Genomic DNA, 15320 nt, shown 5'->3' on the forward strand with positions numbered 1-15320 from the left:
CGTCACAGCCAGAGGAGTCGCGCCGTGGAGTTCCCCGAGAACCTGCTCTACACCGTCGAGCACGAGTGGGTCGACTGGACGCCTGGCACCCAGGACCCGCTGACCTGCGGAATCACCGAGTACGCGGCTGACGCGCTCGGCGACATCGTCTTCATCCAGCTGCCCGAGGTCGGTGCCGAGGTCGTCACCAACGAGGTCTGCGGCGAGCTGGAGTCCACCAAGTCCGTGAGCGACCTGTTCTCGCCCGTCACCGGTGAGGTGATCGAGGTCAACAGCGCCGTCGTGGACGACCCGGCCGTCGTGAACAGCGACCCGTACGGCGCCGGCTGGCTGTTCAAGGTCCGCGTCGACTCGGCCGAGAACCTCCTCACGGCGGCGAAGTACGCCGAGCTCACCAAGTCTGACTGACCGCCCCACCACCACGAAGGACTGATCAGTGGCGATCAGCGTTTTCGACCTTTTCTCCGTCGGCATCGGACCGTCCAGCTCCCACACGGTCGGACCGATGCGCGCGGCCGCGATGTTCGTCGAGAAGCTCGGCGCGCGTGCGTCCGAAGTGGACCGCGTGCACGTCGAGCTGTTCGGCTCGCTCGGTGCGACCGGACACGGCCACGGCAGCCCCAAGGCCGTGTTCCTCGGCCTCGAAGGCAACCTCCCCGAAGAAGTCGATCCCACCGCCGCGGCCGCCCGCGTCGAGGAGATCATCTCCACCGGGCGGCTGAAGCTCGGCGGCACGCACGAGATCGGCTTCGTGCACGACCGCGACCTCGTCATGCACCGCCGCAAGTCACTCCCGTTGCACCCCAACGGGATGAGCTTCGAGGCGTTCGCGGACGGCAAGTCGGTCGAGCACGCCGTCTACTACTCGATCGGCGGCGGTTTCGTCGTCGACGAGAACGCCAGCGGCACCGACCGGATCAAGCCGGACTCCACGCCGTTGCCGCACCCGTTCCTGACCGGCGACCAGCTCCTCGCGCGCTGCCGCGAGACCGGCCTGTCGATCAGCGAGATCATGATGGCCAACGAGCTGTCGTGGCGAACGGAAGCCGAGATCCGCCAAGGACTTCTGCACATCTGGCACGTCATGCAGGAGTGCGTCGAACGCGGCTGCAACGAGCACGGCATCCTGCCCGGCGGCCTGAAGGTCCGCCGCCGCGCCGCCGAAATGCGCAAGACGCTGGAGAAGGAGCACTTCGTCACCGACCCGTTGCGGGTCATGGACTGGGTGACGCTCTTCGCGCTGGCCGTCAACGAGGAGAACGCGGCGGGCGGGCGTGTCGTCACCGCGCCGACCAACGGCGCGGCCGGCATCGTCCCGGCGGTCCTGCACTACTACACGAAGTTCGTGCCGGGAGCGTCCGACGACGGCGTGGTCAGGTTCCTGCTGACCGCAGGTGCGATCGGCGTGCTGTTCAAGGAGAACGCGTCGATCTCCGGTGCCGAGGTCGGTTGCCAGGGCGAGGTCGGCTCGGCCTGCTCGATGGCCGCCGGCGGCCTCGCCGAGGTGCTCGGCGGCACCCCCGAGCAGGTCGAGAACGCCGCCGAGATCGCCATGGAGCACAACCTCGGCCTGACGTGCGACCCGATCGGCGGCCTGGTGCAGATCCCGTGCATCGAACGCAACGCCGTCGCGTCCATCAAGGCCATCACGGCCGTGCGCATGGCTTTGCGGGGCGACGGTTCGCACTTCGTGTCGCTCGACAAGGTCATCAAGACCATGCGGGACACCGGCAAGGACATGTCGGTGAAGTACAAGGAGACAGCTCGCGGCGGACTCGCCGTGAACGTCATCGAGTGCTGATCTCCAACACGCGCTGCGCGTTCCGGTTGTCCAATCCGGACGGCGGAACGCGCAGCGCGGGGAAGAGCGAGCTCGTACCGCTCAGCGGGCGTCGTACGCGGCCTGCGCGGCCAGCACCTCGGGCATGCGGCCCTCGAGCAGGTGGATCAGCGACAGCAACCGCTCGGCCGTGTCGCGGCCCAGCGGCGTGAGGCTGTAGTCGACGCGGGGCGGGTTCGTGTTCTGGGCTTCCCGGAGCACGAGCCCGTCGCGCTCCAGCGCCTGCAACGTCTGGGACAGCATCTTCTCGCTGACCCCGTCGACGCGGCGGCGCAGCTCGTTGAAGCGCAGCTGCCCGTCGGCGAGCGCGGTCAGCGTCAGGCTGCCCCACCTGCCGGTGATGTGCTCCAGCGTGGGACGCGACGGGCACGCTTTCGCGAACACGTTGTAGTCCATAGCGGGATCATACCTGGTCACAACGCTAACTGAAAGTAAGTGTGAGAGCTCTCCGCGTCGGGAGAGCTCTCACACATCAGAACGGCCAGGTGGCGTTCTGACCTGCTTCGAGCAAGGGGACCATGCGAAAAGTGGCGTCCGTGAGGCCGCCAAATTCGTGCCGGTTCGCCTTGCCGGTGGCGTACGCGGCGTTGCGGTAGCCACCGAGGTTGAACCCGTAGATCGGCACGTGCGCGGGCACGACGTCCGAGACACCCTGCCCGTGGTACCCGGACATCGTCTGCATGTCCGAGATGACGAACACGCGGTCGTGGCCCCGGTAGGAGCGCTTCAGCGACCCGACGATGTCGGTGCCGTGCCCGACCTCGCCGATTCGCTTGAGGAACCGGTCGACCTCGCGGATGACCGATGCGCCCGGCTTGACGTCGTGCCGGAACGTGCCGTCCGCGAACCCGACCACGTCGACCTGCTCGCCCTTCGCGCCCAGTGCGACGCCGAACACCGCCGCGGCCTTCGCCGGGGTGACCTTCGACCGCGCCGAGATCGCGCCGGTCGTCATCGACGCCGAGGTGTCGACGAGGATCAGCGAGCGGCCGGGCAGGGCGGGCAGGTTCGACAGCGACGCCTGCAGTGCCTGGTCCAGGGCGTGGCCCCAGCGCAGGCTCGGCGCCGCCTCGTAGGCGGACAGGAAGCGGAACGGGAACTGCCGCGAGCGCGCCACCTGACCGGGGTCGGCCAGTCGAGCGGCGACAGCGGCCGCGGCCTCGTCGGACATGCCGGCCTCGTCGAAGTTCCTGAGGTTCCTGAGCGCGGCCATGTACCCCATGGACGGCGCGAGCGCCTCCCACACCTCGCGAGTCAGCGGTCCCTGCAGCCAGCCGGCCACGGACTCCCACGTCATCCCCGCCCGGCGCAGCACGTCGACGGCGTCGGGACGTTCGAACAGCGCGCGGCGCTGCTCGACCGGCCACGCCATCAGCTCCCGCCGTGCCGCGATCACGCGCAGGTCGGCGGGCACGTCGGCGTCGGCGGAACGGCGGCGGTCCAGCACGTGCTGGAAGAGCGCGCCCTGCCACGGAGCGGCAGGCGAGGGGTGCGCGAGGTTCAGCACGTCGGCCATGCGGAAGCCACGGGCGTCGCTGTCCCACTTGAGGACCGCGCGCTCGTTGTAGAGGCGCCCGACGGCGTCGGCGATGCCGCGCTTGATCGGCTTCGGCACGCGCCGGCCGTTCTGGCTCGTCCAGTAGGCGAGGAGTTCGCCTGGCTCGTCGGCGCGCTGCAGCACGGAGGCCACGACGGCGCGGTTGGTGACGCCGGCGTCGGACTCGGCCACGAGGCGCGCGAGCACGAACTCGGCCGCGCCGACGAGCGACGCCGTGCGCATGTTCGCCTCGCTGCGCAGCCACTGGAGCAGGCGCGCGGTCCACTCGGGATCCGACACGGCGGCCTTGTGCACGAGCTGGGCGAAGCGGTTGTCGCGCTGAGAGCCGGACTCGTAGAAGGTGTCCTCGCCGCCCATGTTCGACACGGCGAGCAGGAACAGCTCGGACTTCGTGTCGCGGGCGTAGCCGTCGCCACCCTCGTAGGTGACGCCGGTCGGTGCCGGCGCTGTCGTGACGGGGCTGGTGGCCGCCGGACGCGCGCGGAAGATGTTGAACTTCGCCATTGGCTCTTCCCCCTCGAAGAAAAACAAAGGGAGCCCACAAACCCCACACGTGTCCGAGATCAAGGTCGCGGAAGGTACGTAGCTGCTCTGCCATTTGAGCTACAGCCGGTTTCCCGTCTGGCGGGACTCGAACCCGCAACCCGCCCATTAACAGTGGAAGTAACCCTCTGCTTCGCACCGGACACGTGTGGAGTTGTGCGCTCCCGAGATCAAACTCGCCAACGGTGTGTTTGCGTTTTGAAGACGAAGTAACCGTTGGCTTCGCACCGGGTGCGATTTCTATGCAACCACACCTGGCCAGCGGTTTAATTCCGGCCGATGTGGAGTTTTGGACGCCCGAGATCAAATCGCGGAGGGTGACGTGCTCACCGGGGTGAGCAGAGACCGGCCGGAACCGGCCTCAGGAGTCGAACCTGAGCAATCACCGAAGTAACCCTTCGCTGCGCACCGGGCGCACACTCATACAACCACACCGCGCAAAGGGTTTTCCTAAGGCGCCGCCTTCACGAGCCGGCGCAGCATGTAGAACAGGCCGACCGTCAACAGGAAACCGACGGCGCTGATCATCACGATCTGCTCGACGGTGTCCGCCTGCGATCCGGCGAACACGTAGGCGGCGCAAATCGGGACGGTTCCGACGAGGGTGAACGACATGAAGGTCCGGAAAGACACCCGCGACACCCCGGCCGACACCGACACGGTCTCCGCCATCATCGGAATGCCGCGCGCCACCCCGAAGAACCAGGGCCCGAACTGACGGCCCCAGCGCCGCATCTCGGTCAGCTCCTCGATGGTGACCACCCGGCGCACCAGCCACGGGCCCGCGAACCGCCCCAGGGCGTACCCTGCGGCAGAGGAACCCAGGGATCCGACGACCGCGAGTGCCAGCCCGAGGGGCAGGCCGAGTGCCGTTCCGGCCAGCACGATGAGCGGGGTGGACGGCACGGGCAGCAGCACGTCCACGACGAGCAGCCCGAAGATCGCCACCACCGCCCACACCGGGTCGATGCCGCGCACCCACGTCACGACCCCGTCGAAGTCGATGAGGTCCAGCGCCTCGAACACGATCCAGCTCAGCAACACGAAGCCGAGCACGACGGCCGGTATCCACTTCCACCGAACGCCCGTCTCATAACTCATCGGGTGATGGTCGCCCACGCCGATGCGCCGGACAATCCGCCAGTGGCGCAGGTTCCGCGAAGGGACACACATGAGTGACGATCTCGTGCCTTTTCTCGGGCACTGGGTGCTCGACCCGGCACGCTCCGCGTACACCGGTGGCACTCCGCCGCGAAGTGGTCACTACGACCTGAGGCTCGAGGGCGACCGGCTGGTGGTCAGCATCGAGGGCGTGCTGGGGTCCGGTGATCCCATCCGCACCGGGTACACATTGGACCTGTGGCAGGACACGCCGATGAGCGTCGGCCACGTAGACCGCGTGCGCACGGTCGTCGAGCCGCGCCGCTTCTGCACGATCGCCTACGCGGGTGCGCAAGCGGTTGCGCGCGCCTGGAGGGTGCTCGGTCACCTCAACGAGATGACGGTCGTGCAGTCCGCGCCCGACGTGTTCGGCGTGTGGCGCGACGACGTCTCCGTGTACCGCAGGCAGTTTTAGTGCTGCCGGTCGGTCGCGGCACTAGGAACGCGGTCTGAGCACCGTGACGACGACGCGCAGGCCCAGCAGCACGGCGATGATCAACAGGTTGTAGCCGAGCACCTGGTGCAGCCCGACGTCCGCGGCGATCTGCGGCCCGCCGGACGACCCGAGCAACAACACCGCCATCACGCCGGCGGTGGCGCCCAGCGCGGTCAGCATCACCTGGTGCAGCAGGCCGGTGATGAACGACCTGTCGCGCTCGTCCGCGAACAGCCTCATCGACAGGCTCAGGCGGCCCTGCTCCATCGCCCCGGTGATCCGGTCGATCCGCCGCGGCAACCGGCGCAGCATCGGCAGCACGGCCTGCAGTTCCTCGGCCATGGTCCGCTGCACCGACTCCGGTGTGAGCCGTTCGGAGATCTGCTCGGCGGCGAACGACCGCGACTCCACGACGATGTTGAAGCCCGGAGCGAGCACCGCCAGCGTGCCCTCCAGCGTTGCCAGTGCCCGGAACACCGCCGCGATTTCCGGCGGGATGCTCAGGCCGAACCGCGACACGATCAGGAACAGGTCGCCGAACATCTCCACGTCCGGACGCATGCCCGCGCCGAGGTGGCGGGCCATGAACTGGCCCAGGGCGCGCTCCAGCCGCTGCTCGTCGATGTCCTCCGGCCGTGAGGTCAGCTCCAGCAACGCGTCCGTGAGCCCTGCCGGATCACTGCGGTCGATCGCCAGCAGCAGCCGTTGCAGCGCCGAGCGCAGGGCGGAGTCGATCCGCCCGACCGAGCCGAAGTCGAGCAGGCCGAGGCGTCCGTCGGCGAGCAGCAGCACGTTGCCGGGGTGCGGGTCGGCGTGGAAGACGCCGTCCAGCATCACCTGGCGCAGCACGAACCGCAGCAGGGTGCGCGCGAGTTCCAGGTCCTCCGAGGCGCCGCGCAACGGCACCCCGTCGAGCCGGTCCATGACCAGGACACGAGACGTCGACAGGTGGACGTGGGGCAGCCCGACGGACGAGTCCGACGCCGCCGCCACGGTCATGATGTTGCGTGCCTCGATCTTGAAGTCGAGTTCCTCGCGCAGTGCCGCGGCGAATCCCGACGCGAGGTCGCGGACGCCCAGGGCTGAGCCCCACCGCGTGCGCTGCAGCTTCTCGGCGAGCCGCGTGACGATGTCCAGATCGCCCTCGGCAGTCGCCCGGACGTCCGGGCGTTGCACCTTCACGACGACCTCTGCGCCGGACTTCAGCACCGCCCGGTGCACCTGCGCGATCGAGGCCGCCGCCAGCGGTTCGGGATCGACCTCCTGGAACGCGTCGAGCCCGACCTCGGCGTCGAGCACCGCACGGACCTGCTCCCACTTCGCCGCCGGGACCTTGTCCTGGAGCAGGCTCAGTTCGTCGACGAAGTCCTGCGGCAGCAGGTCGGCACGCGTCGACAGCACCTGCCCGAGCTTCACGAACGTCACGCCGGCGTCCTGCAACGCGAGCCGCAGCGACCGCGAGAGCCCCGTGGACGTCCGCTCCCGGCCGCGCAGGTAGGGCCCCAGGCCGTGCCGGAACGCGATCGCGGTGATCCGCGAGTACCGCCTGGTCCGCGCGATCCGCCGCCGCGCCATGCCCCACCACTCGGTGGGCGGCGGGATCGAGCCGGTCGGCACGATGATCTCGGCGAACGCGAGCAGCCCGATGACCACCAGGATCGACAGCCCGAGCTGCACGCTGATCAGCGCGGCGGACGGTTCCGCGGTCGCCTCGCCGAAGATGCTCGTCGCGATCGACATCGCGAGCGCGCACATCAGCGCGGTGCGGATCAGGCCGATGCGCAGCCCGAGAATGCGCCGCGCGGCCAGGGCCATGCCCATGACGAGCAGCAGGAACGTGATCGGGAAGCCGATCGTGTAGACGAGGAAGTCCCCCATGATCGAAGCCTAGGCGCGCCCCTTGACTCAGGCTGGGAGGTCGCGAAAGATCCGATGAATCGCCGCCAGCGTTGATCTGACCGCACAGCGAAGTGAGGTGCTCGGCAGTGGTCGAACTCAACCGGCGCACGGTGCTCGGAGGCGCTCTAGCTGGGGTAGCAGGTGGTGCGCTGCTCTCGGGGAGTGCGTTCGCGGACGATGGGTTCAGCTGGAAGGACTTCATCGGGTCATCCGATCTGATCTGGAAGAAGATGCCCACGACGTGGTTCGAGGGCCCGTTCCTCGGCAACGGCTACCTCGGCTCCGGCATCTACGCCGAGCCGGGCGCCAACGCCGTCCGGTTCAACGTCCAGCACTCCCAGGTGCAGGACCACCGGCCGGAGTTCGGGGCGCTGTTCGGCCTCGCCCGGCTGCCCATCGGCTACTTCACGCTCGAACCCGTCGGTGCGATCACCGGCGTCGACCTGCGGCTCGACCTGTGGAACGCCGAGCTGACCGGCACGATCACCACGGCCGCCGGCAGTCTTCGCGTGCGGGCGTTCATCCACACCCGCCGCGACCTCTACGCGATCGACGTCCAGGCCAGCGAGGGCGAGCGGGCGTTCAAGTGGGTCTTCCACCCGCTGAAAGCGATCAGCCCGCGCACCGACCCGAAGTGGAACCGTCCGCCGCCCGCCGGGTTCACCGACAACCCGCCCGTGCAGCTGACCAGCGCCGGTGAGGTGCGGCTCGCGGTGCAGCCGCTCAACGCCGGCGGCGAGCACGTGACGGCGTGGCGTGAGGTCACCCGTGGCACTCGGCGCACTCTGTTCACGAGCGTCGCGTGGTCTCACCCGGCGAAAACGGCTGTGCGCAAGGCGATCGCCAACGTCCGGTGCGGCTCGATCGACGCGCTTGCCGTCGACCACCGGCTGTGGTGGCACGACTTCTACCGCAGGAGCTTCCTGTCCATTCCGGACAAGCGGCTGGAGGCGTTCTACTGGATCCAGCTCTACAAGTTCGCCTCGGCGGCGCGGAAAGAGGCACCCGCGATCGCGACCTGCGGGCCGTGGCTCGAGAACACCCCGTGGCCGAACACGTGGTGGAACCTCAACGTGCAGCTGGAGTACTGGCTGATCCACGGCTCCAACCACGTCGAGTTCGACGCCGTCACCCACTCCGTCGACAGATACCGCGACGCCCTGGTGGACCAGGTGCCGGCCGAGTACCGGCACGACTCCGCGGGCATCCCGCGCACCACCGACACCGTGCTGAACAACGGCGCGGGAGTCGGCAACTCCGGTTACGGCGTGGGCGTTCCCGGCAGGGACGTGCCGACGCCCGAGGTCGGCAACCTGACCTGGACGCTGCACAACGTGTGGCTCACCTACCGGCACACGATGGACGACCGCGTCCTGCGGGGCGTGCTGTTCCCGTTGCTGCGCAGGGCCGTCAACTACTACTTCCACTTCCTGACCAAGGGACCGGACGGGAAGTGGCACCTGCCGTTCACGTTCTCGCCCGAGTACGGCGTGAACGCGCCCGACTGCACCTACGACCTCGCGTTGATCCGGTGGGGCTGCCGGACGTTGCTGGAGGCCGCGAAGTCGTTGCGCGTCAACGATCCGCTGATCCCGAAGTGGCAGGACACGCTCGCTCATCTCACGCCGTACCCGGTGGACGCCAACGGGTACATGATCGGTGCCGGGGTGCCGTTCGCGAAGTCGCACCGGCACTACTCGCACCTGCTGCAGATCTACCCGCTGTACGAGGTCACCTGGGAGGACCCCGCGCAGCGGCAGCTCATCGAGACGTCGCTGAACCACTGGATCAGCTTCGAAGGCGCGTTGCAGGGTTACACGTTCACCGGGGCGGCCTCGATCAGCGCGCAGATGCTGCGTGGCGAGAGGGCGGACTTCTACCTCGGCGAGCTGATGCGCCGGTACATCAAGCCGAACACCATGTACCAGGAGTCCGGGCCGGTCATCGAAACGCCGTTGAGCGCCGTGCAGTCGATGTACGACATGCTCTGCCAGAGCTGGGGTGGCGTGATCCGGGTGTTCCCGGCGGTGCCGTGGCCGGACATCTCGCTCGACGACTTCCGGACGCAGGGAGCGTTCCTGCTGTCGGCTTCGCGGCAGCAGGGCGTCACGCGGTGGATCAAGCTGCGCAGTGAGGCCGGTGCGCCTTGCGTTGTGCGCACGGACGTCAAGGTTCCGGTCGTGCGCGATTCGCGTGGTCGGCCGAAGCGTTTTTCGGTGTTGCCCAACGGGGATCTGCGCATCGATCTGCGGCGCGGTGAGGAAGCGGTGATTCACCGAGCTGGTGACAAGCCTGATCTGAAGGCAGGTCCGGTGGCCGGCGCTTCCGCGCCTTCCTGGGGCCTGCCGGGGTAGAACGCCACCGGTGTTCCAGCGCGACGGCGGTGCGCTGGAACACCGGTGACGCGGCTCAGAAGTCGAAGACCTTGCCGGTGTACGCCCGCAGCACGCACGGGTTCGAGAACACCTGCTGGAAATCGATCTTCTTGTTGCGCCACTTGCCGCGCAACGTGGCCTTGGTCGGGTTCAGCTCCATCGTGCACATCGCGCCGGTCTCTTCCAGTCTGCGGAAGTCACCTTCGACGGGCATGAGCTGGTCGCACGCCTGTTCGGCGTTCTTGTGCAGTCCGCCTGCGGGTTCGCAGTTCAGCTGCGTGGTGCTGAGCGTGCCCATCTCCGGTTGCACCGACAGCACCAGGCCGGATGCGGGCAGGAGGGGCGCTGTCAGTGGCGCCGCGTGCGCCGTCGCCGGAACGATCGGTGCGGCGAGCGCCAGACAGGCAAACAAGATTCGGGTCCTTGCCATGCCAACACTCTGGCGCGGCAAGGACCCGGAACTCCAACCAACTGAGCGGTAAGCACCGGATCGTGTAAACCGCCGAAAGTGCGTGCAACTAGACGCCGGTCAGTTCCGTCCCGGCGAGAGCGGCGGCCACCTGCTTACCCACCGCTGCCATGCCATTGGCATTCGGGTGAACGGGGAACGCGAGGCTCGTCGGGATGATGCCCTCGACCCACTTGTCCCACGGCGCCGCACACGTATCGCGACCGGAGCTGATGTCGTACGGGTTCACGAACGTGGCACCGGCGGCCTGCGCCTGGGTGCCGAGCATTCCGTTGAGCTGCTTCTGCACGTTGTCGAGGTACGGCACGTCGCCCCTCGAGATCGGCACGATCGGCCAGCACCCACCGGACGAGGGCAGGATGCGCAGGTAGCCGACGACGACGATCTTGGCCTTCGGCGAGCGCTGCTTGATGCCGGCGAGCACGGCGGCCACCTTGGCGGCGGTGGCGTCGACGCGCTGGGCGAGCGAGTCGCCGTAGTTCGCCTTGCAGGGAGCGCCGTGCGGGTCGAGCACGCTCTTGCCGGCGCAGGTCAGGATGATGTCGGAGAAGCCGATGTCGTTGCCGCCGATGGAGACCGTGACGAGGTCCGTGTCGGCCTTGAGGGCGGAGAACTGCGGCACGGACTGGCCGGGGATGCCGCTTTGGACGCCCGCCATGTCCTTGGTCTGCGCGCCACCGCAGGAGATGTCGGTGAAGTTGGTGACGCCGAGCCTCCTGGCGAGGACGGACGGGTAGTTCTGGGTGGACTTGAAGCAGCTCAGCGGGTCGAGCCGCTGCAGGGGGATGAACGGTCCCGACACGAACGAGTCTCCGAGCGAGACGTAGTTCCGGTACTGCGGGGCGGCGCTGGCGGGCGGTGCCAGCATGGCCGCGATCAGGGCCGTGAGCAGGGAGACAACAGTCACTCGGCGCGTCATTGCTACCTCGTTACTGAAGAGTAGGAACGTAGGACGAAGGCTGACCGGACCATTGCGCAGTGTCAATCCCTCGACCAGGCTGGAACGATGACGGGGGTACGCAAAGTGGCGGCCGCTTCAGCGGTCGGCAATACGATCGAGCTGTACGACTTCCTGCTCTACGGCACAGCTTCGGCGCTGGTGTTCGACAAGATCTTCTTCCCGCAGTTCGACTCGCGCGTCGGGGTGCTGCTCGCGTTCGCCACGTTCGGCGCGGGCTTCTTCGCCCGGCCGCTGGGCGGTGCGGTGATCGGTCACCTCGGCGACCGGATCGGGCGCCGCGCGATGCTCGTGGTGACCCTGTCGGTGACCGGTCTGTCGACGGCCTTGATCGGCCTGCTGCCGACGTACGCCCAGGTCGGCATCCTCGCGCCGGTGCTGCTGGTGTTGTTGCGGGTCGTGCAGGGCTTCTTCATGGGCGGCGAGCAGGGCGGCGCGTCGCTGATGGCCGTCGAGCACGCGCCGCCGGGGCGTTGGGGCTGGTACGGCAGCTGGGTGTTCATCGGCTCGCCGGTCGGGCTCGTGCTGGCGAACCTCGCGATGTACGTGTCGTCGCGCGCTTCCGGGCCGGACTTCCTCAGCTGGGGCTGGCGGTTGCCGTTCCTGTTCTCGGTCGTGCTGGTCGGGATCGGCCTCTACATCCGGCTGCGCGTGTCGGAGTCGCCGCAGTTCGTGCGTGCCGAGAAGTCGCGGCTGCCGATCGCCGAGGTGCTGCGCGACCGGTGGCGCGTCGTGCTGCTGGGGGCCGGCGTGAACCTCGGCTTCACGATCTTCATCTACGTGCTGAGCGTGTTCATGATCGGGTACGGGCGCACCGCGTTGAAGATCTCCGCGGACGACCTGCTGATCGCGACCGTGGTCGGGTCGCTGGCGCAGGTCGTCGCGGTGCCCGCGTTCGCGTTGCTGTCCGATCGCGTCGGGCGGCTGCCGGTGATGTTCGGCGGGGCGATCTTCCAGGCCGCGTTCGCGTTCCCCCTGTTCTGGCTGACGGACTCGGGCTGGTTCACGTTCGCCATGGTGCTCGGGTTCGTGGGCTCGGCCGCGTTGTTCGGTCCATCGGCCGCCTACTTCGCCGAGCTCTTCCGCACTCGTGTGCGGTACAGCGGGGTGGCGTTGAGCTTCCAGCTCGGGGCGGTGCTCGGTGGCGGGCTCGCGCCGCTGGTCGCGCAGTCGTTGCTGCGCACCGGAACCTGGGCCATCGCCCTGTACCTGATCGCGGGCGCCGTGCTGTCCGGGGTGTGCCTGCTGGTGATCGGGTCAGCGCACCAGGCGGAGCCGGCGGGCGGCGAGTCCGATGCTCAGCCGCTGTCCCCAGCCCAGTCGTAGCGCGTCGCTCTCGATGCCGTCGCCGAACGCCACCAGTCCGTCCGACTCCACGTCGATGTCGAGCGGGCGGTCGGTGATCTCACCCTCGGTGTGGTCGATGCCGGTGCTCGGCGACGGCCAGGCCTCTCTGACGAACCAGACGAGCCTGCGTTCGGTCGGGGTGGGCAGGGTGAGCGGGCTCTGCCTCTCGCGGTGCGCCGAACTGCACCAGCCCGTCGCCCCGGTGCCGCTGCCCACGAGGATGCCGGACGAGGCCTGGCGTTCGTTCCTGATGCGGTAGCGGCTGGTCTGGTGGCTCGGGTGGCCGACGTAGATCTCGTTGAGCGCGTGGAGGGTCTGACCGTCGTCCGCCCTGGCCTCGACCATCGTGCGGTCCTCGGTGTCGCCGGTGCTGTGCAGGAGTTCCTTCGCGTCACCGGGGGCGTGCTTCGCCAGCACACCCCGTTCCGGGTTGATGCCGATCACGGGCTGGCCGTCGAGGTACTTGGCGACGTTGGCGACCAGTCCGTCCTGACCGACGATGACGACTACGTCCTCGGGCGCGAACAGGAACCGCGACAGGTCTTCCCGCTCGACGACGCCGCGGCGCCAGTCGAGCGGGATCGCGGCGCTGACGTCTCCCAACGCCCTGCGGGCCTGCTGGTCACGGTCCACCACCTCGTCCAGGGTTCTGTTGCGGGACTTGAGGAAGAACTCGACCTGACCTCGCGTCCCGTGTCGTGCCAGCAACTCTGTCAGCTCGGTGCGCCGGTGCACCAGCACAATTCGCGGGGCGAGACTCATCGGGCCAGTCTCTGCAGGAGCGGCTGGATCAGGTCCGGGGTCAGGGTGATGCTGCCGATCTCGGGCAGGTTGCCGGCGAGTTCCTTGACCGCCAGTGCGTAGAGGGTCTCCTGCGGGACCTCCTTGTAGGCGTCGAGCCGCGCCTTCTCGCCCGCGGCTTCTGCTTCGGCCAGCTTGCGGATGCCCTCGGCCTTGGCGTCGTCGGCGACGCGGCTGGCCCTGGCGTGGTCCTCGGCCTTCTTCAACGCGTTCGCGCCTCGCTGGACGACCAGGAGCTCCTCGCGCTTGGCCAGTTCGATCTGGTTCTGGAGCTCGTTCTCGCTGATCGACCGCTCGCGTTCGACCGCCATCGCGCGGCGCTCGTAGGTCGCCTTGTCGGCCTCCTGCTGGACCTTCTCCCTGACGGTGGTCTGGAGGGCCTTCTCCATGTCCGCGTCCGGGCGGATCGCCACGACCCTGACGTCGATGATCTCCAGGCCGATGTGGTCCGCGGTGAGGTTCTCGGCGACCGCCTGCTTGACCCGTTCCACGCCGGTCCTGATGGCGGTGTCGAGGTTCAGGGTGCCGAGGATCTTGAGGGCGTGCTGCTGGGTGCTCTCGGTGAGGGTGTTCGCGATCTGGCTCAGCGGGTCCTGGCGCCAGGTGCCGGTGTCCGGGTCGATCGAGAAGTCGATCCTGGCCGTGGCGGTTTCCGGGTCGGTGCATCGGTAGGTGATGGTCAGCTGGACCGTCACGTCCTGGTAGTCGTGGGTTCTCGCGTGGAACAGCATGGGGAGTTCGCGGTCGTCCACCGGTACTTCCGACAGGACCGCGGTTCTTGGGCGGAACCAGAAGCTCAGGCCCGTGCCTTCGTGGATCAGCTTGCCCTTGTCGACGTGTCGGATGTGGACGGTGAGGGCTCCCCTGAGGTGGCGGAGTCCTGGGTAGCGGCTGATGTCGGCCATGGGGCTGGCTCCTCTTGGCTTGCGGTCTGTCGGCTTGTCGTCGTTCTGACGATAAGCCTATACTTCGTGGGGTGTACACGCCAAGTGATTTCCCTCCCTTCGCTGTCACGGTCGATCTCGTGGTGTTGACCGTTCGGGCCGATGCGTTGTGTGCGCTGCTGGTTCGGCGGGGGGAGGCGCCGTTTCGGGGGCGGTGGGCGTTGCCTGGGGGGTTTGTTCAGGTTGCCGAGTCCGTGGATGCTGCTGCTGCTCGGGAGTTGGTGGAGGAGACCGGGGTTTCTGGGCTGTTTCTGGAGCAGCTTGCTACCTACGGGGAGCCTCGGCGGGATCCTCGGATGAGGGTTGTTTCTGTGGCCTACTTGGCGTTGGCGCCTGATCTGCCTGTGCCTGTGGCTGGGAGTGATGCCGCTTCGGCTGCTTGGGTGCCTGTTTCGGAGGTTTCGTCGTTGGCCTTTGATCATTCGCGGATCTTGGCTGATGGGGTGGAGCGGGCTCGGGCCAAGTTGGAGTACACCGGGCTTGGGACCGAGTTCTGCGGGGTTGAGTTCACCGTGGCTGAGTTGCGGCGGGTTTATGAGATCGTTTGGGGGGTTGGGTTGGATCCTCGTAACTTTCATCGGAAGGTCACGGGGGTTGAGGGGTTTTTGGTTCCTACTGGGGGGAGTACCTCTCGGGATGGGGGGCGGCCGGCTGCCCTGTATCGGCGGGGGGATGTTGGGGTGTTGAGTCCGCCGTTGGTTCGGTCGTCGGCGTGACGCGACGCTTGCGGGTGGTTGCCTTGCGTGCCGCGACCGGGCGGGTGGGTCACCTTGCGGGCGGCGACCTTGCGGTTGCGTGCTTTCCCCTGGGGGCTCTGCCCCCAGACCCCCGGCAATCTGATCGGGGGGTGGCGCCGTCCGTAGGTAGATGGCACGCCTGTTGCTTTGGGCGGCTGCCGGTTGCGTAGCTGGGTGCGTTGGCGGTGGGGTCCCGTCACGAGCCGCACCAAGAGCGGGCCACATGAGAGGAGGGGTGTCAAGCGGACGAAA

The 15320-nt window shown here is 68.0% G+C and carries 14 protein-coding genes; 6 read left to right on the forward strand and 8 right to left on the reverse strand.

Annotation, left to right across the window (positions count from 1 at the left end; all coding sequences use genetic code 11):
- The first annotated feature begins 24 nt into the window (after positions 1 to 24).
- Both gcvH and SK571_RS38010 read left to right on the forward strand, forming a co-directional pair.
- Positions 25 to 408, forward strand: a complete 384-nt coding sequence (gcvH, locus tag SK571_RS38005) for a glycine cleavage system protein GcvH (protein ID WP_319988953.1) — start codon at positions 25 to 27, stop codon at positions 406 to 408.
- 28 nt (positions 409 to 436) lie between these two features.
- Entirely contained in the window at positions 437 to 1801 is a 1365-nt protein-coding gene (locus tag SK571_RS38010) for an L-serine ammonia-lyase (RefSeq protein ID WP_319988954.1), read from the forward strand.
- Positions 1802 to 1882: 81 nt separating this feature from the next.
- Here the strand turns inward: SK571_RS38010 and SK571_RS38015 are convergent, their stop codons facing one another.
- From SK571_RS38015 to SK571_RS38025, 3 genes are all read right to left on the reverse strand, one after another.
- Positions 1883 to 2236, reverse strand: a complete 354-nt coding sequence (locus tag SK571_RS38015; RefSeq protein ID WP_319988955.1) for a winged helix-turn-helix transcriptional regulator — start codon at positions 2234 to 2236, stop codon at positions 1883 to 1885.
- Positions 2237 to 2312: 76 nt separating this feature from the next.
- Entirely contained in the window at positions 2313 to 3902 is a 1590-nt protein-coding gene (locus SK571_RS38020) for a TROVE domain-containing protein (RefSeq protein ID WP_319988956.1), read from the reverse strand.
- Positions 3903 to 4391: 489 nt separating this feature from the next.
- Positions 4392 to 5042 (reverse strand): TVP38/TMEM64 family protein, encoded by a 651-nt coding sequence (locus tag SK571_RS38025; RefSeq protein WP_319988957.1) that lies wholly within the window; start codon positions 5040 to 5042, stop codon positions 4392 to 4394.
- Between the two features lie 70 nt (positions 5043 to 5112).
- Between SK571_RS38025 and SK571_RS38030 the strand changes: the two genes are divergently transcribed.
- On the forward strand, positions 5113 to 5517 hold the full coding sequence (locus SK571_RS38030; RefSeq protein ID WP_319988958.1) for a hypothetical protein: 405 nt from the start codon (positions 5113 to 5115) through the stop codon (positions 5515 to 5517).
- A 21-nt stretch (positions 5518 to 5538) separates the two neighbouring features.
- On the opposite strand, the gene SK571_RS38035 is transcribed toward SK571_RS38030, so the two are convergent.
- Entirely contained in the window at positions 5539 to 7416 is a 1878-nt protein-coding gene (locus tag SK571_RS38035) for an ABC1 kinase family protein (RefSeq protein ID WP_319988959.1), read from the reverse strand.
- A gap of 107 nt (positions 7417 to 7523) precedes the next feature.
- On the opposite strand from SK571_RS38035, the gene SK571_RS38040 reads away from it, so the two are divergent.
- Positions 7524 to 9791, forward strand: coding sequence for a glycosyl hydrolase family 95 catalytic domain-containing protein (locus SK571_RS38040; RefSeq protein ID WP_319988960.1), 2268 nt, complete (start codon positions 7524 to 7526; stop codon positions 9789 to 9791).
- A 55-nt stretch (positions 9792 to 9846) separates the two neighbouring features.
- On the opposite strand, the gene SK571_RS38045 is transcribed toward SK571_RS38040, so the two are convergent.
- Positions 9847 to 10242 (reverse strand): SSI family serine proteinase inhibitor, encoded by a 396-nt coding sequence (locus SK571_RS38045; RefSeq protein WP_319988961.1) that lies wholly within the window; start codon positions 10240 to 10242, stop codon positions 9847 to 9849.
- Between the two features lie 88 nt (positions 10243 to 10330).
- On the reverse strand, positions 10331 to 11200 hold the full coding sequence (locus SK571_RS38050) for an SGNH/GDSL hydrolase family protein (RefSeq protein ID WP_319988962.1): 870 nt from the start codon (positions 11198 to 11200) through the stop codon (positions 10331 to 10333).
- A gap of 87 nt (positions 11201 to 11287) precedes the next feature.
- Between SK571_RS38050 and SK571_RS38055 the strand changes: the two genes are divergently transcribed.
- The gene (locus SK571_RS38055; protein ID WP_319988963.1) at positions 11288 to 12565 is read left to right on the forward strand and encodes an MFS transporter; all 1278 of its coding nucleotides are present in this window, start codon (positions 11288 to 11290) and stop codon (positions 12563 to 12565) included.
- On the opposite strand, the gene SK571_RS38060 is transcribed toward SK571_RS38055, so the two are convergent.
- Positions 12497 to 13348: a hypothetical protein gene (locus SK571_RS38060; RefSeq protein ID WP_319988964.1), complete on the reverse strand. Its 852-nt coding sequence runs from the start codon at positions 13346 to 13348 to the stop codon at positions 12497 to 12499. The genes SK571_RS38055 and SK571_RS38060 overlap by 69 nt on opposite strands.
- On the reverse strand, positions 13345 to 14292 hold the full coding sequence (locus tag SK571_RS38065; protein ID WP_319988965.1) for an SPFH domain-containing protein: 948 nt from the start codon (positions 14290 to 14292) through the stop codon (positions 13345 to 13347). The genes SK571_RS38060 and SK571_RS38065 overlap by 4 nt, the downstream gene beginning before the upstream one ends.
- Positions 14293 to 14363: 71 nt before the next feature.
- On the opposite strand from SK571_RS38065, the gene SK571_RS38070 reads away from it, so the two are divergent.
- The gene (locus SK571_RS38070; protein ID WP_319988966.1) at positions 14364 to 15047 is read left to right on the forward strand and encodes an NUDIX hydrolase; all 684 of its coding nucleotides are present in this window, start codon (positions 14364 to 14366) and stop codon (positions 15045 to 15047) included.
- Positions 15048 to 15320: the final 273 nt, after the last annotated feature.

Origin of the sequence: Lentzea kristufekii (assembly GCF_033949925.1) — a bacterium.
Classification (GTDB): Bacteria; Actinomycetota; Actinomycetes; order Mycobacteriales; family Pseudonocardiaceae; genus Lentzea; species Lentzea kristufekii.